Below are 20,905 nucleotides of genomic sequence, written 5' to 3'. Positions count from 1 at the left end.
GATAGCACCGGAACTTTGGTTTTGTGTGACAAGGAAAATTATTTTTTTTACATTTTTTTTCTACACTTTGTCCAAAGAAGGAATAGTGTGATAAAGATATTCTTTTGTAATTTTTCCCGCAGGAATTTGAAAGAACGTCCCATTTGTTTTTTGACGGTATTGATGCTTATTTGTAGTTTTTCTGCAACTTCTTGATATTTCATGCCTTCCAGACAGATCATGAGGAATATTTTTCTCCGTTCTTCCGGTAGTTCGTTTAATGCTTTATATAGCGCTTCGTCGTTCCACTCTGTTTCGTCGGCGTTTAAGTTTTCTTGCTCATCTTCTTTTGCGGCAATATAATATTTCTTTCTCCTTTTTTCTCCACGAAGATGATTGAGGGCGGCATGTTTGACGGATTGAAAAATGTATTGTTCCAGTCCGTTGGGAAGATTGGCGAAACGGCGGTGTACCCAAAAATCGACAAAACAATTCTGAACGACATCTTTTGCTGCTTCCGGGTCATCGAGCATTTGATTGGCGAACAGCAGCAATGTGTCATGATAGGTTTCAAAAAGCAGCTTGAAGGCTCTTTCTTCATTTTGTTTAAATAGAGATAATATGGTTTCCGCCTGTCCCATAGTACGTGTTTAGATTCTACAAATATAAAGAATAAAATTATCTTACAAACTTTTGACTTTTAAATTTAACGTGATGGTGTTTTTATATCGTGCAGAAGAAAGTGACGAGAAAAGGTACACTCAGGTCGACGGTTATCCCGTGGATGATGGAGATGATCACGAACTCTTTGCCGCAGAACTTGGTGATAATAGGTAGTGTGGTGTCGGCAGTGGTGGCGCCTCCCACGGAGATGGGGGCTAGTTTTCCGAAATAGCGGATTAGGAGAGGGGCTGCAAGTAGGGCAAGCAGTTCACGCATGATGTTTGAGACGAGGGCGATGGTGCCCAGTTCGGCTCCTTTGTATTGGGTGATGAATATGGAGGAGAGGGAGTAATAACCGAAGCCCGATCCCACGGCAAGGCAATCCGTGATGCTTCTGTCGCTTAGGGCAAAGCTGATGAGGGCGGACCCGATGAGGGTGCCGATGATGGTTGCCAAGGGGACAAGTATGATTTTTAAGTTTTGTTGTTTTAAGGCTTGCAGGGCTTTTTTGTCACTCCCGATGCTGATGCCGACAAGGAACATCAAAGCGTACAAGGCGTATAGGGTAGGGGCTTCCGCGGTTAATATGGCGGGAATATCAATGAAGCGTCCTAGCAATACTCCGGCGATGAAGAATGAAACAATCGTGATGCTGCCTTTCATGAGTTGGTTTTATTTAGACGGAACAAAGAAAAAACGATAGATGCCCCACGCACAAAGGACACTTCCCGCCACGGCGGCGAGGGTGATTAACAGGGCGTCGTAACCGATAGTAGCCAAGTTGTTCATGATGTCCCCGTTGGCGCCGACCGTTATTCCCAGTAGAAAAAGTAATAAAAAAATAGCGTAGTTGATCAATTTATACACGATCTTCAAATTCCTCTCCCGGAAGAGGTATCCCAGAATGATCCCCGTGACCATTAATCCGATAACAATACCCATAGTTTGACAATTATTTTATCGCGAAGCTACGATTTATTTTTAAAAACACTATCTTTACGAGGGTGGGGGTCTGGAAATTGAAACATTCATGAAAGAATGTTCGTTACTAATACAGTTTTAATTTTTAAAAATGTTGTTATGAAAAAAGTGATTTCGTCGGTTATATCACCTAGCCAGAAGTTCCTGAGCTTGGGATTGCTTATATTGCGTGTGCTTGTGGGAATAACCATGTTGACTCATGGACTTGCTAAATTGACTTCGTTCTCGGAATTGTCCTCGACGTTTTTCGATCCGATCGGGTTGGGAAGTACGCTTTCGCTGATCTTGATTATCTGCGCCGAAGTGGGGTGTTCCATATTTCTTATCGTGGGGGCATTCACCCGTCTGGCGACGATCCCGTTAATTTTTTCCATGTTGGTGGTAATCCTTATCGTACATGGTAATGATCCTTTTCAAGTGAAAGAGTTACCTTTGATATACTTGGGAATTTACATTTTCCTGTTCTTCGCCGGACCGGGAAAGATCTCTTTGGATTCGATTCTTCTGAAAAAGATAGACACGAGTATACCTAAATAAAGAATGAATTGAGGCAGGTGGTTCCTAGGGAATCACCTGTTCTGTTCCGTTCAGTATCGGGACTACGTTTTCATCTTCTTCCAATACGGTAGCTGCCAATAGCCAATAGATTAGCAACACGATGGCAATGATGATTCCTACGATTGTCCACACGTTGTTTTTTCTTCTTTTCATGATTCTTTTTGTTAGATTGTTTGTATGAACATAAACGGGAAATGGTAGGGGGAGGTTCTGTTTTTGTGAAAAATTCAAGATAAGTACGTAAGTTTTTTATTTGCTCCTTGATTAATTCTTTTGATTGGTGCTAAATATAAATGTTAATTATTCATTTTGTTTTGTTATATTTGTATCGATTGCGGCGCTTGGAGCTTTGATGTTTGTCAAATAATTTAACAAAGAAACTAACTTTATGGCTACACGGGTTACAGATTTTTCTGATGGCAGTTACTTGGAGTACGCTCGGGGAAGCTTTGATGAATGGTGTGTTTATTTATCTCGTCCGAATACCGCGAGATATGCACCGCGAGATTATCAATATTTTCAGCGTCTTGTTAATTACGCTTCTAAATATGGTAAAGATGCAATTTATCAAGATTTTGTGTCTATTTATAATAAGACGACCAAAGACTTGGATGATTCTACCATTCAATACATAAAGGATATGACTTCTAAGTATGGGGCGGATGCCCTTAATATAGCCATTGATTTTACCATTATCTATATGGGGATGATTGCCGAAGAAAACAAAGAGAACGCGATATTAGGCAAAAGAGTTAAAAGGCTTGGAGTATATCAGACCATCTATGATGAGCTGTCACCGGATGAAGCTGCAAATTTTAGCCGCGGGAAGAAATGGAGAGAGTTAGATGCTATTTGTCGTGGCAGAGGATTTTAAATAGTTTGTTATAAGAAGTTCTTTAATAGTTCCCCTTTTATCTGATTTAGAATTTATATTTCTTTTGGCATCCACACGCGTAATGTTGTATTCCTGATATAATTTATCAAAGAAATTATTGTCAGGATTGATGCTACGCGGATCGGAGTTGCTTAGCATGAATTTGGCTCCCGTTGCTGATATTTCGTCACAAAACTGTTTCAGTCGGTTTTGTTCGTTGTCGTCAAAATCAAATTTAGTATATGAGTTAAAATTTGAAGTTTCACTGATTGGCTTATATGGCGGGTCAAAGTAGAAGAAAGTTTTTTCGCTTACGTACTCTTTGGTGGCGGTGTAATCGTCACAGAGAATTTCAACTTTTTGTAATAATTCGCTATCCCGCAGTATCGTTTCTCTGTCACAAATTTTAGGGTTTTTGTATTTGCCAAATGGCACATTGAATTTGTTTTTAGAGTTGACACGATATAAGCCATTGAAGCATGTACGATTTAGAAAGATGAATAGTGCTGCATTTCTTACAGACCGCGATGATGAATTTCGCTCGTTATACTCTTCCCTAAGGGCTAAATAAAGTTCTTTCTGGTTATCGTATGAAGTTAGATTTTTGTAGTTTGTATCTATGCGTTCTAATTCTGAAATTAAATCTAAAGGTTCTTTTTTGATAACTCTATAAATATTTATCAAATCAGAATTAATATCATTTATGACGACATGTTTTATATTGTCGTATGCTGACAGCAGCCAAAACATGATAGCACCACTACCTATAAAGGGTTCTATATAGGTGTCAATCGCTGAAATATTATCCGGGAGATAGTTGTTAATCTGCTGGATAAGCTGTCCTTTACCTCCAGCCCATTTTAAGAACGGGTGCCCTGTAATTTGCTTTTTTATTGATTGATTCATATCGCAAAAATAGTGTTTTTTAAGAATAAAAGATTGTTACAACATCTGCTTGCGTGTACTTCTTGAAGATTTTCCCGTTGAGTCTTTTTTATTTCGCACCCCTCTTGAAAATCAAAAGCTCCGAAACCTTTTATTTGTTGGGGTTTCAGAGCTTTGCTGAGGTCGGTAGCAGATTTGAACTGCTGTACGCGGTTTTGCAGACCGCTGCCTAACCGCTCGGCCAACCGACCCTGTTGCGATTTTGCAGTGCAAAGATAAGGTGAAATTTTGGATTCTGCAATACCTTACTGCAATTTATTTCGATAAAGTAACACTTGTTGCCGCGATTTTACCACCCAAGGGGGGATTGAGCTTTGATACTTTAATAGTTACGTGCGTGATTTGAGGGAATGTCCGGTAGAGGGCATCGATCATTCTTTGTGCCACGTGCTCCAGCAGGTGGGATTTGATCATCATTTCACGGGCAATAATTTCATAGGCGGTCAGGTAACTGAGGGCGTCGTTGATGTCATCGCTTTGGGCGGCTTTGTTGCAATCGGTTTGGATGCGGGCGTATACCATGAATTTGTTTCCCACGATTCGTTCTGTTTCGTAGCACCCGTGGTAGGCGAAAAATTCCATTCCTTCGATTTCTATGATTCCTTCCATGATTGTTAATTTTTGTGTTTCATGTTTTATTCTTATCTTGCGGCTTTAAATACAAAAGAGCCGACAGGGGATGTCGACTCTTAAGATTACATTACTAACTACTAACCTAAACCATACAAACTTATGAAAAATCTTCAATCTCTTAAAGACGGTGCAAAGATAGGGGTAGTTTGTGAATCCAACTAATGTTTGATGTTAATAAAAGTTGTTGTTGAGGTTAATGTAGGTTAATGAAACGGGCTTGGATGGCTTGGTAATGGTGTGTTGTGAAAATGTTGTATGGTTAATGTATTGGTTTGTAGAATGATGTGATATATTCTCGTGTAAATACTCTTTGTTAATTATTAATAAGTCTTTATTGGATGGTGTGAAAATCGAATATTATTTGTATGTTTATCAGATAGATTTTTTTAGGAAAAGTAGTATGTTAGATTGGATTAAAGTGTCAGATATACAAGACATTATTTGTGAAGCGGGATGTCTGGTGTCGGATATATACGAGAAAAGAAATTTTCATGTAGAAACAAAAGGTGACATGACTCCGGTCACGGAGGCGGATAAGGCGTCGAGTGAGTTTATCGTGCGGGCGCTAAAAAAGCTCTATCCGGATATTCCCGTGATTAGTGAAGAGGCGTCGTTGCCTTCTTATGATGAACGGAAAAAATGGAAGTACGTGTGGGTGGTTGACCCGCTGGACGGCACGAAGGAGTTTATTTTTCGGAACGGACGTTTTTGTATCAATATCGCTCTGGTGGAAGACGGGCGTCCGGTGTTCGGGATGATTAATAATATTTGCGATAAGGAAATATTGTGGGCTTTCGCGGATGGAGAGCGCGGGATAACACGAGATGGGGAGGAAAGCGTGTTGGAGGCTTCTATGGAAGTTCCGTCCCGTTTGAGAGTGGCGGTGAGCCGTTTTCATTTGACGGAGAGTGAGATGCAGTATATTGATGGGTTGAAGGCGGCGGGGTATGACGTGGAATTAATGCCCTTGGGGGCTTCTTCCAAACAGTGTATGGTGGCAGTGGGAAAAGTGGATATATGCCCGAAATTCGGGAAATGCTCAGAATGGGATGTTGCGGCGGGACAGGTGTTGGTGGCGGCTACCGGGGGACTTGTCGTGAACGCGGAGACGGGGGGAGAGGTGTTGTATAATAAAGAAAATATTCTGAGTTCGCCTTTTATCATGTTCAGCAAGCGGATACATGAAGAAATTAAACGGGGTAATCGTATTTTTTTGACTCCTGATGCGGAGGTTGAGGTAAAAAATGATTATCTTGGGGCACAAAGAAATGAAATAATAAATCAAGATATAATGGAGAAACAATTAGCAAAAGAACTGATTGAGTTTATACATGAAAGTCCGACAAATTTTCATGCCGTGGCGAATGCCAAAAAAGAGTTGCTGGATCATGGTTTCAAACAACTGTTTTCCGGGGAAGCGTGGCAAATAGAAAAAGGGGGTAAGTATTTCGTGACGAAGAATCACTCGTCCCTTTTCGCTTTCGAGATCGGAAGCGGCGAGATTGCCAGTGACGGGTTCAAGATTATTTGTGCCCACAGTGATTCTCCCACTTTCCGGATCAAGCCGAATGCGGAGATGCCTGTTGCCGGACAATACTTGAAGTTGAATACCGAGGTTTACGGGGGACCTATCATGTACACGTGGTTTGACCGTCCGTTGTCTATGGCGGGGCGCGTGATGCTGAAGAGCCTGAACCCGTTGAAGCCCGCGACGCAATTCGTGAATTTCAACCGTCCGTTGATGGTGATTCCGCATATTGCTATCCATTTCAATCGTGCCGTGAATGATCAGGGTAACCCGTTAAGCAAGCAAAAAGATATGTTGCCGGTGATTGCCATGATTAATGAAACGTTCGAGAAGGATAATTATCTGGTAAAGTTGATTGCCGAGGAGATGGGGGTGAACAAGGAGGATATTCTTGATTTTGATCTGACGTTGTATGAATTCGAGAAAGGATGTCTGTTCGGTGTGAACGAAGAGTTTATTTCTACCGGGAAGTTGGATGATCTGGCGATGGCATTTGCGGGATTGAAGGCATTTGTAAATTCGGAGAAATGCCGGAAGACGAAAGTACTCGCTATTTTCGATAACGAAGAGGTGGGAAGCGGGACGAAACAGGGAGCCGGTTCCCCGATTCTGCGTACTATCGTGGAGCGTATCGTGTTCGGGTTGGGTGGTAAGCCGGAAGATTTGTACCGGGCTATTCATAATTCCTTCATGATTTCTGCCGATATGGCTCATGCTCTTCACCCGAATTATGTGGAGAAACATGACCCGACGAATCATCCGGTGTTGAATGGCGGTCCGGTGATAAAGATTAACGCTAACCAGAAGTATATTACCGATGGTGATTCCGCTGCCGTGTTCAAGACGATTTGTAAAATGGCCGGAGTGCCGTGTCAAGAGTTTGTCAATCACTCGGATATGGCAGGAGGTTCCACGTTGGGAAATATTTTGCTTTCCCAAATGGAAATGCGCGGTGTGGATATTGGTAATCCGATGTGGGCGATGCACTCCGTTCGAGAGACGGGCGGCGTGAAGGATAATGCTTACGTGATAAAAGCTTTCACTACGTTTTATAATATTTAAGATTGTTGTTATTAATTGGGAAGGGTTGTCTGTAATCGGCAGCCCTTTCTTCTTTATATCCGGATGCAATGAATATTGAGGAATTTAGAGAATATTGCCTGTCATTTAAGGGCGTTCATGAAAAAATGCCGTTTCCTAATGTAGCTGATCGGTATAGTCGTGATGTTTTATGCTTCTACGTGCTGGATAAATGGTTCTGTTTCGTGAATATTGAGGTGTTTGATTTTTGTTGTATTAAATGTGATCCCGGGGAGGCGGGTGAGTTGAGGGCTCAATATATGGGGATAAAGCCGGGATGGCACATGAATAAGAAATATTGGAACAGTGTTTATTTTAATCAGGATGTACCGGATGACAAGATAAGGGAATTGGTCGCTGAATCTTATCGTATTGTTGTTCAAAGTTTGACAAAAAAGGAGCGGGAGATGCTGTTACTTCTTGCCAAGTAAAACTATTTTCTTTATTTTTGTTTCTTCGGTGGTTGTTTAGAACGTATTTATATATGGTGATGCCGGATGAGAAGGAAATATTAATAAAGCTCAATCAAGGTGATGAAGCCGGATTGGAAGGTTTGTTTTCTCTGTATTATAAGCCCTTGTGCGTTTTTGCTTTGAATTTTATTGATTCTTACGAGGAGGCAGAGGATTTGATTCAGGAGCTTTTCGTGAAGTTTTGGGAGCGGCGGGGAAAGATGGAGTTCCAAGGGTCTTTGCGGGCGTATTTGTTTTCTTCCGTGCAGCATAATTGTATTAAATTAATAAAAAGTAGAAGAAGGTATCATTTTGACGGTATCGAGAATTACGAGGATTTGCTTGAAGATAGGTGTACTCCCGGTGAGATGGAAGAGGAGAAGGAGAGGTTGTACGCGGAGATTGAGAAATTGCCGGAGCAATGCCGGAAGGTGTTTGAAGCGATTGTTTTGAAAGATATGAAGTATAAAGAAGCCGCCGAACAGTTGAATCTATCCGTGAATACGATAAAAACACATCTTGCAAGGGCGATAAAACAATTGCGTACTTCATTGAGTATCATTGTTCTGATGATGATTCGGTAAAATATTTCTTTTTTTTTTGCTTTTTCGTTCACCCATTTTTGCCTTTTTAGGCTTTAGGTAGTAAAAAGTACTGCTAATGGATGATAAGAGAATTATTGAGTTGGTTATTCTATATTGTAAGGATGAATTGACGGCTTCGGATTGTTCTGAATTAGAGATCTGGTTAGATGAAGACCAAAGGCATCGGGAGATTTTTCGGGATTATCTGGGAAAGTACCGGAAGGTGAGGCAAACTGTGTTTTATGATACTCTGGACGAGCGAGAGGCTTGGCATCGATTGACACGAAGAATAACGGGTACGGGAAGGAAAAAGCGTATTATGCGTTATTACCCGTATGTGGCCTCGCTGGTGTTATTCATGGTCGTAAGCGTATTTTTATACATGAGGGGTGGGATGTTTTCAGGTAGAGATGTAATTACGGTGGAGCCCGGCTCAACCAAGGCCGTGTTGCAGTTGTCGGATGGAAGGTGTGTGCGGTTATCGGCAGATTCGATGATGTCCTTGAAGGAGGTAAACGGGGTGGTTATAAGGAAAGGAGAGGAAGGGGGTATTCATTATTTAGAGAGTGAAACGGCGGGAGAGAGCGTGTTGAACACGATACGTGTACCCCGGGGGGGAGAGTATTACCTGTGTTTGGCTGACGGGACGAAGGTATGGCTTAATTCGGAGTCCGAGTTGACTTATCCTGTTTCTATGGGAGGGATTTTTAGGGATGTACGATTGAAGGGGGAGGCTTATTTTGAAGTCACTGGAAATGAAAGCCAACCTTTCCGGGTAACATGTGGAGATTCTCGGATCTCGGTATTGGGAACGAAGTTTAATATCATGGCATATGACGGGCAGAAAGATGTTGTCACGACACTGGTTAACGGACGGGTGCAAGTGTTCGCGAGCGGTGATTCCTTGATATTAAATCCGGGGGAACAATCGTTGTCCGGGGCGAACGGTATTGACGTAAGGAAGGTGGATGCAGGTATTTTTATAGCGTGGATCTCGGGAATATTTGAGTTTGAAGAGATGAGTCTTGGAGAGATCACGGGACAATTGGAACGCTGGTATGATGTGTCATTTGTTTATACCGATTCGTCACTGCGAGAGATTACGTTCACGGGAGCTGCCGATCGTCATCGTCCGTTGAATGTCGTCTTGGAGATGATAGAGAAACTTTCGGGGGTGCGTTTCGAGCTCGGGAAGGAGGTGATTACGATTTATAAAGAATGAAAGGAGTGCGGCTAACACTCCTTTGAAATATCCTGTCGGCTAAACAGGAATAGATTTAAATGTAAAAAACAAAGTTATGAAAAAAAGAAGTAAGTGGTATGAATTTGCACGAGGGAAATGTGCAAATAAAATCATGAGGATTATGAAATTAACGAGTTTACTAATGCTTGTTTTTGCTTTGCATCTTTCTGCCGGAAGTGTGGCACAGCAGGTTGTAAGTGCCAAGTTTTCGGATCAGACGTTGAAAGAGGTGTTTCGTGAAATCAAAGCGCAGACCGGTTTTTATTTCATGTATAATAGCCGGGAAGTGGATGTTCGGCAGAGGGTTAGTGTCGAACTGAATCAAGTGTCGCTGGAAACAGCGTTGGAAAAAATATTTGAACATTTGCCTTACGGGTACGAGGTGACACAAGGGTACGTGTTGGTCATTACCCGCCCGAAAACGGTAATGGAGTCTAAAGCGAAGAAAAAAGAGGTGCGGGGTATGGTGGTTGATGAGAAGGGGATTAGATTACCGGGAGTAAGTATCGTGATCAAGGGAACGGGAATGGGTACGGTGACCGATGTCGAGGGTGCTTTTAAACTGGATGTGCCTGCCGGGGAAGATATCTTTTTGGTATTTTCTTTTGTCGGGATGGAGAGCAAGGAGGTAAAAGCGGATACAGCGTTCATGAAGGTTGTGTTGAAGGAGTCGGTGGAACAGATGGATGAAGTGGTGGTGACGGGGTATCAAGAGATTGACAAACGGAAATTATCCAGTTCCATAGCCTCGATCAAGGGGGAGGATTTGATAGGGGGAAATGCTATTTCCATTGATCAGATGTTACAAGGGCGTCTGGCAGGAGTCGCCGTTTTGAATCAAACATCGACGCCGGGAGCCGCCCCGAAAATTCGGATTAGGGGATCTTCTTCTATCACGGGAAACCGGGAACCCGTGTGGGTAGTGGATGGTATTATTCTGGATGAACCGGTACAACTTTCTACGGAGGAATTGAACAGTATGGATCGGGTGAATCTGATAGGGAACGCTATTTCCAGCCTGAACCCGAATGATATTGAACGGGTTGATATTTTGAAAGACGCGAGTGCTACGGCTATCTATGGCGTGAAGGCAGCAAACGGCGTGATCGTGGTTACCACGAAAAAAGGAAAAAGGGGAAAACCCAGAATTAATTATGCCGGGGGAATTTCGGTTATGACGCCGCCTTCTTATAAAGTGATGCGCTTGATGGATTCGGAAGAACGGGTGGAGTTGTCGGAGGAGATGCATCGGAAAGGATTACAGTTTTACACGTTCCAGCCAACAAGCATGGGGTATGAAGGTGCATTGATGGATTTGTGGAACGGTAAGCTGTCGTATGATGAGTTCCGTTATAAAGTGAAAGATTTGAAAGAATTAAACACGGATTGGTATGATTTGTTGTTCCGGACGTCCGTTAGTCATCAACACGCGATAGCTGTATCCGGGGCAACGGATAACACGGATTACTATTTCTCTGTCGGTTACGCGAATGACCAGAGTGTAAACAAAAAAGAGGATCTGGATCGCTTTAACGCGTTGATTAAGGTAAACACCCGGTTTACTCCTAATTTTAAAGTGGGAATGAATATGAGTGGGGCGTTGACAAACACGAAACGACCTCATAATTCCATTGATGTCTACCAGTATGCGGCACAAACATCAAGAGCGATTCCCGTGTATGACGGGGAAGGTGAATTGTTTTATTATGACAATGCTTTCGGGATTTCGGAAAATATTCCTTTTAATGTTTTAAACGAGTTGAAGGAAAGTGGTTCGACCGTGAAGAATCAAGCTTTGAGATTTGATATTTCCTTGGATTGGAATATTATGCCCAGCTTGAAATTTAGTTCTATTATCGGGTTGACGACGAACAATAATTATCAGACTTATTGGGCAAGCGAGAAGTCTTATTATGTTTCTCAGCAACGGGGTACTCCTTACGGGACACCGCTCCCCGCGGAGGTAAGCCGTGATTTTGCCGCGAAGTGTTTGATCCCGATGGGAGGAGAGCTGGTGAAGGAGGATACAAGAAACACGAGGTACACGATACGTAACAGTTTTGCTTATCATGAGTCTTGGGGAGAACATCAGTTGTCCGCTATGGTCGGGAATGAGGTTACTTCCTCGAAGTACGATGCGCTGAAATCCACGCAATGGGGATATTTGCCGGAACGGGGAAAGAAGTTTGTGAATATAGACTTGGCTACATGGAAAGGATATGCAGAGAAGGTGGCTAAGACTCCGGATGTGATTACGGATAACCTGACGAATATCGTGTCGTGGTACGGTACGTTCACTTATTCCTATGGCGATCGTTATATCGCAAATTTTAATATTCGTACAGACGGTTCCAATAAATTCGGACAAGATAAAAGTGTACGTTTCTTGCCGGTTTGGTCAGCTTCAGCCAAGTGGAATCTGCATAATGAGGTATTTATGACTTCTGTAGAATGGCTGGACGAACTGGCATTCCGTCTGTCTTACGGGATACAGGGAAATGTGCATCCGGATCAAACGCCGAATCTGATTGTCAAGATGGGGGCTTTGGATAATATTTCTAAAGAGTATGAATCCACGTTATATAAGTTGCCCAATGACAATTTGAAGTGGGAAAAGACAAAATCTTATAATTTAGGTGTCGATTTTTCTTTCTTCCGCTCCTTGTTGTCCGGTACGGTAGAAGTGTACAAGAAAATAGGCGAGGATCAAGTCGTGCAAAAAACGTTGGCTCCGTCTACTGGTGCTGATTACGTGGCGATCAATGATGGTGATGTGAATAACAGCGGGTGGGAGTTAAGTGTTAACGTGAATCCTGTCCGGGGAAAGGATTGGAACTGGAGTTTTTCGTTCAACACGGCAAAAAATTATAATAAGGTGAAGAATGCCGGAGAAGAGCTGTCCGTGACATGGAGTGATTACGTGAACGGGACTTTGGTTCGTAACGGGAAATCAATAAACAGTTTCTACGCTTATCGTTTCAAGGGGTTGAATGACGAGGGATTACCCACGTTCTACGGGGAGTCGGAAAAGAATGAGGACGGGGAGGTTGTTATTGTTACGCAGGAAGAGGCTTTCGATGCGGCATTCGTGTACGCGGGACGGCGTGAGCCGACTCTGTCGGGTGGTTTTTCAACGAACTTGAGATTTAAACGTTTGACGATGAATGCAAACTTTTCCTTCGCTTTGGGGAATAAAGTTCGGTTGAATAATCTTTATTACGAGTCGGGACAGGCATTGCCGTTCCCGCAGCAAAATATGTCCAGCGAGTTTGTGCATCGTTGGCGTGAACCGGGGGATAAGACGGTTATCCCGGCATTGTCGGATGATGCAATGGCATTTACTACTTACGAGAGAAAATATCCGATAGCCAATAATCGTTGGGATATGTATAATAAAAGCGATTTAAGGGTGGTTTCGGGGGATTTTCTCCGTTGCCGTTCTTTGAGTCTTCGTTATGATGTTGCCCCGGAATGGTTACAAAAGTTTTATATCTCGGCTGCCAGCTTAAGTTTTGACGTGAGCAATCTTTTCGTGATTAAAAGCAAGGATTTGAAAGGACGTGATCCGGAACAAGTAACCATGGGCTCGGGTACAGTCCCGCCACAGAGGGGATACTCGTTGAGATTAAATGTTTCATTCTAAATAGGTTTGTGATGAAGATACTTATATATATTATCGTAACGGGAATGTTACTGGGTGGATGTAGCGATTTTCTGGAGGAAAATTCTCAAGATTTGATGATTCCCAAGACTGTGCAGAATTACAAGGAATTTTTGTATGGTGAAGGTTTGAACAATAAGGTTGTCCTTTGTGAATATCTGGATATTATGACAGATGATGCCGACGAAATTATTAATATAAAAAGACCTTATGAAACGAGTGTGGATGCTCGTAAATTTTGGTCTTATTACACTTGGCAGGAATATCCAGAGATTCAGCAGGACAATTCTTTGTTGGAAGACAATGCATGGGGTGAATATTACCATAGAATATTGATTGCTAATATTATATTGGAGGCTTTGGATGAAATGGAGGGAACACATGTGGAGAAAATGGATTTGGCGGGTGAGGCTTATTTTTTGCGTGCTTGGTCTTATTTTATGTTGGCTAATTTATATGGCAAGCCGTATGTCGATGAAAAACAGGCAGCTAAAGATTTTTGTGTACCAATCAATCGGGCTACAGGTATTGAAGAAAAATCATTGTCCCGTTCTTCGATAAAAGAGGTGTATGACTTAATGGAGGCGGATATAATATCTTCAATTGCAGCTTTTAAGGTGTCGACAGTCGAGAAAACAATTTTTCGTCCGAATTTGCCGACTTCTTATTTGTTGGCTTCCAGAATAGCACTTTTCCGGAAGGATTATGACAAAGTGATTGCTTATGCCGATTCTGTGCTGCTCTCGACGGAAAAGGTGTTATTTGATATGACGGCGACCTATGCAATCCCTCGTTTTTTGAATGTCGGGAATCATGAAATATTATTTTCTTATGGTGAAGCTCCTTCTGGTGGTTTGGCTGCTTTTCAGTACTCTTCTTTGAGGCGTGCTGCTTTTATTCCGTCAACGGATTTATCGGATTTGTATGCGGAAAATGACGAACGGAAGACTTCTACTCTATTTTTTAGTGCAGGAGGAATGAAGCCGATGAAATATTATGGCTCCACGTCAGATGGTATGTATCCTCATGCTTTCCGTTTGGCAGAGGTGTATCTGAACCGGGCAGAGGCGTATGCGGCAAAAGGGATGACCACCGAGGCGCTTCGGGAGATTAATGCTCTTCGGGAGAAGCGAATTTCCGAGAATTACGAGGTCACGGCGACGACGGCTGAGGATGCCTTTACACTGGTAAAGAACGAGCGGCGGATGGAGTTCTGTTTCGAGGGTTTCCGTTGGTTTGATTTACGCCGGTGGGATCGTCCGAAGATTACACATCGTTTTTCTTCAGCGGAGAATCCGAGTAATTATATTGAATATGTCTTACAAAAGGATGATCCTGCTTATACTTTGCCGATACCACAGAAAGAACGGGAGATGAATTTATCAATAGAGAATATCGATCGCCCGCGACGGGATAAGTAGATAAATTTAAAAAGAAGAAGTTATGGAACGAATAAGATTAATGATTATATGCGTGTTGTTGCTTGGCTTTTACGCGTGTTCGAATGAAGATGATATTCACGCCAAGGTGGAAGACAGTTGGTATAACTTGGAAGACGATCCATCCGATCCCGTTCAACATTATATCTATCAGTTTTATCAAGATTACCGGACGATTATCATTAAAGATCCGGAAGTAGAGGATTATCGATACAATTTTAAAAAACGTAATAATATCAAGATTGTAGCGCCTGTTCAAGAAGCTGTTTTATTACAAAAGGGGTTGGATATGGTGAAAGATGTCTTTATTGATATTTATCCGGATAATTTTAAAAAGAAATATTTCCCGTATTCTATTATTATGGCTGATTCGGTTCTTTTCCTCGGGATGGAAGATCAAATACCTTCTTATCATGCTTACGCGAGTACCAATTTTGTCGCTATTGCCGGGATTCGTACGGAAATGAACAATTATACGGATAACGATATCCGGGAGATTCGAGGAGAAGTGAATGCTAAGTTCTGGAGTGATTATTTGGCTGCTGTTAAAGGTGTTTTTGTTATTCCGGATGATTTTTACGAGGTGAGTAAGAAGTTTTACGGGCAGAGTGATTGGGACTGGGATGTGGTTTATACTCCGGATGATGTGGATTGGCACGAGATGGGATTTATTTCGTACGATCCGGGTAACACGAGTTATGATGATGATCCGATTTTGGGAGGATGGTGGATTCAAGCTCCCAATAAAAGTATCGATGTTTCGCAGTGGTTGGAGTTCGTGTTCCGTGTGACTCCGGGAGAACGGGATATGTTATTGGAGAAATATCCCTTGATGAAAAAGAAATACCGGATATTGCAGGAAGCAATGAAGCAATGTGATGGTTTTGATATTTCCAACTTAGAATGAAATATTTATATAGTTTTTAGGACAAAGGAGGAGGTCGCTTGGCTTCCTCCTTTGGTGTATTTTTGTCATTACGATAATTTGTGTGATTGTTTGGCTTTAAAGATTATTCTTTATATTTGTGCATTCGGAGAGTATTTTATGTCGTCTTGGGATATAAAAGATGTGGGGAATTAAAACGTGTAAAAAATGGATCTATGATGCAGGCTGTTCCGATCGATATGGGTCGCTTGATAGATGGTGACGAGAAGATATTCAAATGTCTGTTCGATTCTTCGTACGTGGGAATGGTGCAACAAGCCGTTTATTATACGAATGATCCGGACGTGGCGGAAGATGTCGTGCAGGAGGTTTTCGTGCGGTTGTGGGAGAAGCGTGAGGAACTGAGGGGGATTGAGAATATTCAGGGATATTTGTCATTCAGTGTAAAGAATAGATGTCTGAATCATTTGGAACACCAGCAGGTTGTGGATAAATACAGGCAACATTGTTTGATGTCGGAGATGTCGGAAACGGATGAAAGTCCGGAAGTTCTGATCGAGGAGGTGAGTCGTTTGTTGGAGAAGTTACCGGAAAAAAGACGAAGGGTGCTGGAGATGAGTGTGCTCGATTCCAAGTCTTATGCGGAAATAGCGGGGGAGTTAGGGATATCGTTGAACACGGTGAAGGATCATATAAAAAAGGCATATTCTTTTCTGAGGGAAGAGGCACGGAAGAGTATTTCCTACTCTGTTCTTTTTATCGCGTTATATCGGCAAAAAGAAAAAAATAAGGAATAGGTGATTTTTTTTCATTTTTGAACCACTCGTTTTAAATTCTTACCTGTCTTTAGTATGAAAATAACCATAACAATGCAGGAAGAAATAGAAGATATAATCATGAAAAAGCTCTCGGGAGAGAGTTTGTCCCAAGAAGAGGGGGCGTGCTTTGAAGCGTGGTGTCAGGATGAGGAACATCAGGAGTATTTTGAAGACTTGCGTAAGATTCGCTCCGGGATTTTAGCTTCATTGGTGGCGAAAAAGGTAAACAAGGAGAAAGCATGGCGTAAGGTGCGTCCCGCTAGAAGAAGAACTTTGGTTTATCGTGTGGCGGGATACGCGGCAATGTTCGTGTCGGTTCTGGGGGTGGCTTTGGCGCTTCTTTCACGTGAAAAGCAAGATGAAAAAATAACTTACACTCATTCCGTGGTACTTCCCGGGAAGAAAATGGCGACCTTAACGTTGTCCACGGGAGAACAAATTGTGTTGACGGACACGTTGCCTCAACTGAAAGAAAAAGGTACCGTTATTTCCCATTCGGAGGAAAAGGCGTTGGTATATAATCAAGTGCAGGATTCTGTTCCGGCGGGCGTCGTTTATAACGCGGTAACGGTTCCCCGGGGCGGAGAGTATAAATTAGCTCTGTCGGACGGAACCATTGTCTGGTTGAATTCCGATAGCTATATCCGTTATCCGGTGAGGTTTTCCGGTGATACGCGTCAGGTCGAGTTGCGGGGGGAGGCATATTTCGAGGTCGCGAAAGATGGCGGGAAGCCTTTTGTCGTGAGGATGAGGGAGTATAATATCCGGGTGACGGGGACTCAATTTAACGCCCGGAGTTATTCCAACGAAGGGACAGCCACGACTTTGGTGGAAGGTTGCGTGCAAATTGAAAGAGGTAAGACAGTGAACAAGTTGGTTCCGGGACAACAAGCCATATTAAAAGACGGGCAAGTGGAGGTGCGGAAAGTGGATGTGGAGAGCCAGATAGCGTGGAGGGACGGGAACTTCTCGTTCTCGCAATGCCGTTTGGAAAATATTCTGGATGAGCTTGCCCGCTGGTATGATGTTGATGTGTTCTACATGAATCAGCAAGTGAAAGATTACCATTTCTCCGCGTGGTTTAAGCGGAGTTCCTCGATAAGCGAAGTCATCGCTATTCTTGAAAAAACGAAAAAGATAAGTTTGAATTTAAAAGGAAGAATGCTTACCGTAAAAGACAATAGTAGAAATTAAAAATAAAACATGAGGCATATTTGCCGTATGCCTCATGTATATAAAACTCCTCGCCAAAGGAATTTTAATGTTAAACTTGAAAAACAAAGTTATGAAATTTTTATGTAGAAACCTAATCTGGATTATGATTAAAATCAAGCTGGTATTCCTAGTGTTGATTTTGGGCTTCTCCAGTTTGAATGCGAAAGTTTGGTCGCAACAGGAGCGAATTGATTTTGTGTTCGAGAACATGAACATGGTTCAGTTTTTTGAACAGCTTCAGAAGAAGACTAATTTAAAGTTCGTGTTTAATCATGAAGATGTCCAGAAGTACACTGTAAATGGAAAAGTACATGACAAGTCTGTGGAGGAGATATTAGATATCGCCCTTGCAGGTAAGCCCTTGCGTTATGACATCACGAGTGATCACGTGGTGATTTATTATGCCGCGATTCCCGTTAAGGACGAGAAGCCGAAGGGGATTAAGATTAAAGGGACCGTGACGGACGAGGAGGGATTGACGCTACCCGGTGTTACCGTGGTAATCAAGTGGACAACTATCGGTACGGCTACCGATGTCGATGGTAAATTTGCCTTGGAGGTTCCCGAATCCGATACCACGAAACTGGTATTCTCGTACGTGGGGATGCAGACCTACGAGTTGAACATCTCGAAGAAGAAAACGGAATACAATGTTGTTATGAAGTCCGACAGTAAGGCATTGGAGGATGTTGTCGTGACCGGATTTTTCACGAAAAAGAAGGATAGTTTCACGGGTTCCGTGAAGACGATGACGGTGGAAGAACTCAAGGCTGTGTCGAACACGAATCTCGTGAGTGCGATTTCGATGTTGACCCCGGGTATGCGAATGGTGGAAAACAATGCTTTCGGGTCGAACCCGAACCGGATGCCGGAGATTGTTATCCGGGGTACTTCGTCTTTATCCACGGAAGCTGACCAGAGTGCCAATCAGCCGGTAATTATTCTGGATGGAGTGGAAATCACGATGCGTGATTTGTATGACCTTGATATCAATGATATCGAACGTGTCGATGTGTTGAAGGATGCTTCTGCCACCGCTCTTTATGGAGAGAAAGCCTCCAATGGAGTTATCGTGATCGAGAGGAAGAGAGTGTTGAATGACCGGTTGCGTTTGTCTTATAATTTGGACGGGGCGCTGGAGGTACCCGATTTGAAATCTTACGATTATCTGGATGCCAAGGATAAATTGGAATTCGAGCGTTTGGCCGGATTGTATAATTTCGAGTTGTTGAATGATTTTGAAGAATATAACCGGAAGAAGATATTAATATCCAAGGGATTGGATACGGATTGGATGTCCAAGCCTTTGCGTTCCGGTTTCACGATAAACAATTCTATCGGTGTGAGCGGTCGGGGTAATGGTATGACGTACCGGGTAAACGCGAACGTGAGAAACGTGAAGGGTGTCATGAAGAAAGACTACCGTAACACGATAGGCTTGACAATGTTCCTCTCTTATCACGTGGACAATAAATTGACGGTATCTTTCCAATCCAGTTTCTCCGATTTGAAATGGAAAGAAAGTCCTTACGGGAAATTCTCAGATTACGTGAGAATGAATCCTTATGATGCGCCGTACGATGAATACGGGCGTTTGAATAAAACAGGTTCATGGGAAATGGCGAATCCGTTGTATGAGGCTGAATGCGGGAATTATGACGAGGGAAATAGTCGTTCGTTCACGAATACTTTATCTTTCCGTTGGGATGTTTTGCCCGGTCTTTTTATCAATGGAAGCGGGTCTATCGTGACTTCCAAGGATCGGACGGAAGTGTTCTATTCTCCGGAGTCAAACGTGTTTAACGGTGTTTCTAACCGTTCGGAGCAGGGAACATTGGAAATTGTAAATGAAAGGTATTTGAAATACGAGGGGAAGATTATCGCGAATTACGCCCAAAATTTCGGGGAAGATTTACTTCTGACGCTTCATGCGGGGGCTGATATTATGAAAGAAACAACTACAAGAGACGGGTACACGGCTTATGGTTTTTATAAATCGTCCTTGCATGCTCCTAATTTTGCAGCCGGATTCGGTACGGGGACTAGACCTGATGGTTCCGAAGATGTCAGTACTAAAATAGGTCCGTTCGTGAATGCTAACTTTATTCTCAAAAACCGTTATTTCGTGGATGGGTCATTCCGTCGTTCCGGTTCTTCGAAGTTTGGAGATGAGAATAGATTTGCTCCTTTCTGGTCAGTGGGGGCAGGTTGGAACATTCATAACGAGGAATTTGCAACTCGTTTCGGATGGGTGAATACTTTCCGTTTACGTTATTCTTACGGTGTAACCGGAAACGTGAGTTTTGCACCTTATCAAGCCGTGACAACTTATTTTTATAATGGGGATAATTTTTATCTGCACGGTATTGGTGCTATACCCAAAACGATGGGTAATAGGGATTTGAAATGGGATTTGACGAAAGCGCACAATATCGGGTTGACTGCCGATTTTTGGGATGGACGTATTAATTTAACTTTTGATTATTACAGGAAGACGACGGATGATGTACTGATAGATATGTCTGTACCGCCTTCCGTGGGAGAGAGTACCGTGCGGAATAACCTCGGGCAGATGCGCAATGTCGGATTCGAGTTTGACGTGACGGCCTTGTTACTCTCGACCAAAGATTGGCGTTTTAGTATAAAAGTAAACGGTGACCATAACAAGAACGAGATTTTGGGTATCAGTAATAGTTTGGCCAAGTACAACGAGGAGGCAAACGCAGATGGTTCTTCATCACCGAAGGTATTGTATAAAGAAGGTGAATCCACTACCGCTATTTATGCCGTTCGTTCCGCGGGAATTAATCCGGCTACCGGAGAAGAAGTATTTATCAAACGGAATGGGGCATGGACATTGGAATATGATCCGAATGATAAGGTGGTCGTGGGTGACGAGAATGCATGGTTGAAAGGGGCCTTTTTCCCTATGTTGTCTTACCGGGGATGGCAGATTAATCTTTCTTTCGAGTACAATTTCGGGGGGCAGATTTACAACACTACCCGTGCCGATAATGTAGAGAACGTGAATCCCCGGCATAATGTAGACCGACGGGCATTTGAAGAACGTTGGAAAAATGTGAACGATGTTCCGCCTTATCTGGACATTGCAAATGCTGATTCGCGCACCAGTTATCATACCAGTCGGTTCGTGGAGGATGATAACAACGTAATATGCAGAAGTATAGAACTTTCTTATGAATTTAATCAAAACTTGTTGAAAAAGATAGGTTTTAAGCGTTTAAGATTGAGCGCCGGGATGAAAGATCCTTTCCGTATGTCGACAGTTAAATTCGAGCGGGGAACATCATATCCGTTCAGTCGCGGATTTACTTTTTCAATTAGTCCGACTTTCTAATAAATATG

Annotated in this window: 18 protein-coding genes and 1 tRNA gene; 12 read left to right on the top strand and 7 right to left on the bottom strand. The window is 42.7% G+C overall.

Going from position 1 to position 20,905, the window contains the following annotated elements:
* Nucleotides 1-47 precede the first annotated feature (47 nt).
* The 3 genes from CS948_RS05370 to CS948_RS05360 all read right to left on the bottom strand — a co-directional run bounded on the left by CS948_RS05370 (nucleotide 48) and on the right by CS948_RS05360 (nucleotide 1,584).
* Nucleotides 48-620 carry an RNA polymerase sigma-70 factor gene (locus CS948_RS05370; protein ID WP_099290686.1) on the bottom strand — a complete coding sequence of 191 codons (573 nt, stop codon included), beginning with the start codon at nucleotides 618-620 and terminating at the stop codon, nucleotides 48-50.
* Between the two features lie 82 nt (nucleotides 621-702).
* Nucleotides 703-1,305, bottom strand: a complete 603-nt coding sequence (locus CS948_RS05365; RefSeq protein WP_099290685.1) for a lysine exporter LysO family protein — start codon at nucleotides 1,303-1,305, stop codon at nucleotides 703-705.
* Between the two features lie 9 nt (nucleotides 1,306-1,314).
* The gene (locus tag CS948_RS05360) at nucleotides 1,315-1,584 is read right to left on the bottom strand and encodes a LysO family transporter (RefSeq protein ID WP_099290684.1); all 270 of its coding nucleotides are present in this window, start codon (nucleotides 1,582-1,584) and stop codon (nucleotides 1,315-1,317) included.
* A gap of 138 nt (nucleotides 1,585-1,722) precedes the next feature.
* On the opposite strand from CS948_RS05360, the gene CS948_RS05355 reads away from it, so the two are divergent.
* A complete protein-coding gene (locus tag CS948_RS05355) occupies nucleotides 1,723-2,160 on the top strand; it encodes a DoxX family protein (protein ID WP_099290683.1) in 438 nt (145 codons plus the stop codon).
* A 24-nt stretch (nucleotides 2,161-2,184) separates the two neighbouring features.
* Here the strand turns inward: CS948_RS05355 and CS948_RS21605 are convergent, their stop codons facing one another.
* Nucleotides 2,185-2,334 carry a hypothetical protein gene (locus CS948_RS21605; protein WP_176554934.1) on the bottom strand — a complete coding sequence of 50 codons (150 nt, stop codon included), beginning with the start codon at nucleotides 2,332-2,334 and terminating at the stop codon, nucleotides 2,185-2,187.
* Nucleotides 2,335-2,569: 235 nt separating this feature from the next.
* Here CS948_RS21605 and CS948_RS05350 point away from each other — a divergent pair, with 235 nt between their 5' ends.
* Nucleotides 2,570-3,055, top strand: coding sequence for a hypothetical protein (locus CS948_RS05350; protein ID WP_099290682.1), 486 nt, complete (start codon nucleotides 2,570-2,572; stop codon nucleotides 3,053-3,055).
* Here CS948_RS05350 and CS948_RS05345 read toward each other — a convergent pair.
* The 3 genes from CS948_RS05345 to folB form a co-directional block, all read right to left on the bottom strand.
* Nucleotides 3,023-3,961: a DNA adenine methylase gene (locus CS948_RS05345; RefSeq protein WP_099290681.1), complete on the bottom strand. Its 939-nt coding sequence runs from the start codon at nucleotides 3,959-3,961 to the stop codon at nucleotides 3,023-3,025. The genes CS948_RS05350 and CS948_RS05345 overlap by 33 nt on opposite strands.
* Before the next feature lie 159 nt (nucleotides 3,962-4,120).
* Nucleotides 4,121-4,191, bottom strand: a tRNA-Cys gene (locus CS948_RS05340).
* A 64-nt stretch (nucleotides 4,192-4,255) separates the two neighbouring features.
* Nucleotides 4,256-4,609, bottom strand: a complete 354-nt coding sequence (gene folB / locus CS948_RS05335) for a dihydroneopterin aldolase (RefSeq protein WP_099290680.1) — start codon at nucleotides 4,607-4,609, stop codon at nucleotides 4,256-4,258.
* Nucleotides 4,610-5,033: 424 nt separating this feature from the next.
* Here folB and CS948_RS21965 point away from each other — a divergent pair, with 424 nt between their 5' ends.
* The 10 genes from CS948_RS21965 to CS948_RS05285 all read left to right on the top strand — a co-directional run bounded on the left by CS948_RS21965 (nucleotide 5,034) and on the right by CS948_RS05285 (nucleotide 20,897).
* Entirely contained in the window at nucleotides 5,034-7,223 is a 2,190-nt protein-coding gene (locus CS948_RS21965; protein WP_099290679.1) for a M18 family aminopeptidase, read from the top strand.
* 68 nt (nucleotides 7,224-7,291) lie between these two features.
* On the top strand, nucleotides 7,292-7,672 hold the full coding sequence (locus CS948_RS05325; RefSeq protein ID WP_099290678.1) for an MmcQ/YjbR family DNA-binding protein: 381 nt from the start codon (nucleotides 7,292-7,294) through the stop codon (nucleotides 7,670-7,672).
* 53 nt (nucleotides 7,673-7,725) lie between these two features.
* Complete coding sequence (locus tag CS948_RS05320) at nucleotides 7,726-8,277, top strand: RNA polymerase sigma factor (protein WP_099290814.1); 552 nt, start codon at nucleotides 7,726-7,728, stop codon at nucleotides 8,275-8,277.
* A 76-nt stretch (nucleotides 8,278-8,353) separates the two neighbouring features.
* A complete protein-coding gene (locus tag CS948_RS05315; RefSeq protein ID WP_099290677.1) occupies nucleotides 8,354-9,499 on the top strand; it encodes a FecR family protein in 1,146 nt (381 codons plus the stop codon).
* Between the two features lie 76 nt (nucleotides 9,500-9,575).
* Nucleotides 9,576-13,163: a TonB-dependent receptor gene (locus CS948_RS05310; protein WP_099290676.1), complete on the top strand. Its 3,588-nt coding sequence runs from the start codon at nucleotides 9,576-9,578 to the stop codon at nucleotides 13,161-13,163.
* A gap of 11 nt (nucleotides 13,164-13,174) precedes the next feature.
* Complete coding sequence (locus CS948_RS05305; RefSeq protein WP_099290675.1) at nucleotides 13,175-14,602, top strand: RagB/SusD family nutrient uptake outer membrane protein; 1,428 nt, start codon at nucleotides 13,175-13,177, stop codon at nucleotides 14,600-14,602.
* Nucleotides 14,603-14,624: 22 nt separating this feature from the next.
* Complete coding sequence (locus CS948_RS05300) at nucleotides 14,625-15,527, top strand: hypothetical protein (RefSeq protein ID WP_141560887.1); 903 nt, start codon at nucleotides 14,625-14,627, stop codon at nucleotides 15,525-15,527.
* Nucleotides 15,528-15,721: 194 nt separating this feature from the next.
* The gene (locus CS948_RS05295) at nucleotides 15,722-16,303 is read left to right on the top strand and encodes an RNA polymerase sigma-70 factor (protein WP_099290673.1); all 582 of its coding nucleotides are present in this window, start codon (nucleotides 15,722-15,724) and stop codon (nucleotides 16,301-16,303) included.
* Between the two features lie 54 nt (nucleotides 16,304-16,357).
* Entirely contained in the window at nucleotides 16,358-17,518 is a 1,161-nt protein-coding gene (locus tag CS948_RS05290) for a FecR family protein (RefSeq protein WP_099290672.1), read from the top strand.
* A 91-nt stretch (nucleotides 17,519-17,609) separates the two neighbouring features.
* Nucleotides 17,610-20,897 (top strand): SusC/RagA family TonB-linked outer membrane protein, encoded by a 3,288-nt coding sequence (locus tag CS948_RS05285; protein ID WP_176554933.1) that lies wholly within the window; start codon nucleotides 17,610-17,612, stop codon nucleotides 20,895-20,897.
* Nucleotides 20,898-20,905 lie beyond the last annotated feature (8 nt).

This window comes from Butyricimonas sp. Marseille-P3923 (genome assembly GCF_900184685.1).
Lineage (GTDB): Bacteria > Bacteroidota > Bacteroidia > Bacteroidales > Marinifilaceae > Butyricimonas > Butyricimonas muris.
This window is presented reverse-complemented; position numbering and strand designations above follow the sequence as displayed.

Excerpts from the sequence above, each read along its gene's own strand:
- CS948_RS05315 (WP_099290677.1), top strand. The coding sequence starts at position 8,354 with ATGGATGATAAGAGAATTATTGAGTTGGTTATTCTATATTGTAAGGAT.
- CS948_RS05310 (WP_099290676.1), top strand. The coding sequence starts at position 9,576 with ATGAAAAAAAGAAGTAAGTGGTATGAATTTGCACGAGGGAAATGTGCA.
- CS948_RS05360 (WP_099290684.1), bottom strand. The coding sequence starts at position 1,584 with ATGGGTATTGTTATCGGATTAATGGTCACGGGGATCATTCTGGGATAC.
- CS948_RS05370 (WP_099290686.1), bottom strand. The coding sequence starts at position 620 with ATGGGACAGGCGGAAACCATATTATCTCTATTTAAACAAAATGAAGAA.
- CS948_RS05350 (WP_099290682.1), top strand. The coding sequence starts at position 2,570 with ATGGCTACACGGGTTACAGATTTTTCTGATGGCAGTTACTTGGAGTAC.
- folB (WP_099290680.1), bottom strand. The coding sequence starts at position 4,609 with ATGGAAGGAATCATAGAAATCGAAGGAATGGAATTTTTCGCCTACCAC.
- CS948_RS05285 (WP_176554933.1), top strand. The coding sequence starts at position 17,610 with ATGAAATTTTTATGTAGAAACCTAATCTGGATTATGATTAAAATCAAG.
- CS948_RS21965 (WP_099290679.1), top strand. The coding sequence starts at position 5,034 with ATGTTAGATTGGATTAAAGTGTCAGATATACAAGACATTATTTGTGAA.
- CS948_RS05295 (WP_099290673.1), top strand. The coding sequence starts at position 15,722 with ATGATGCAGGCTGTTCCGATCGATATGGGTCGCTTGATAGATGGTGAC.
- CS948_RS05290 (WP_099290672.1), top strand. The coding sequence starts at position 16,358 with ATGAAAATAACCATAACAATGCAGGAAGAAATAGAAGATATAATCATG.
- CS948_RS05320 (WP_099290814.1), top strand. The coding sequence starts at position 7,726 with ATGGTGATGCCGGATGAGAAGGAAATATTAATAAAGCTCAATCAAGGT.
- CS948_RS05305 (WP_099290675.1), top strand. The coding sequence starts at position 13,175 with ATGAAGATACTTATATATATTATCGTAACGGGAATGTTACTGGGTGGA.
- CS948_RS21605 (WP_176554934.1), bottom strand. The coding sequence starts at position 2,334 with ATGAAAAGAAGAAAAAACAACGTGTGGACAATCGTAGGAATCATCATT.
- CS948_RS05365 (WP_099290685.1), bottom strand. The coding sequence starts at position 1,305 with ATGAAAGGCAGCATCACGATTGTTTCATTCTTCATCGCCGGAGTATTG.
- CS948_RS05345 (WP_099290681.1), bottom strand. The coding sequence starts at position 3,961 with ATGAATCAATCAATAAAAAAGCAAATTACAGGGCACCCGTTCTTAAAA.
- CS948_RS05355 (WP_099290683.1), top strand. The coding sequence starts at position 1,723 with ATGAAAAAAGTGATTTCGTCGGTTATATCACCTAGCCAGAAGTTCCTG.
- CS948_RS05325 (WP_099290678.1), top strand. The coding sequence starts at position 7,292 with ATGAATATTGAGGAATTTAGAGAATATTGCCTGTCATTTAAGGGCGTT.
- CS948_RS05300 (WP_141560887.1), top strand. The coding sequence starts at position 14,625 with ATGGAACGAATAAGATTAATGATTATATGCGTGTTGTTGCTTGGCTTT.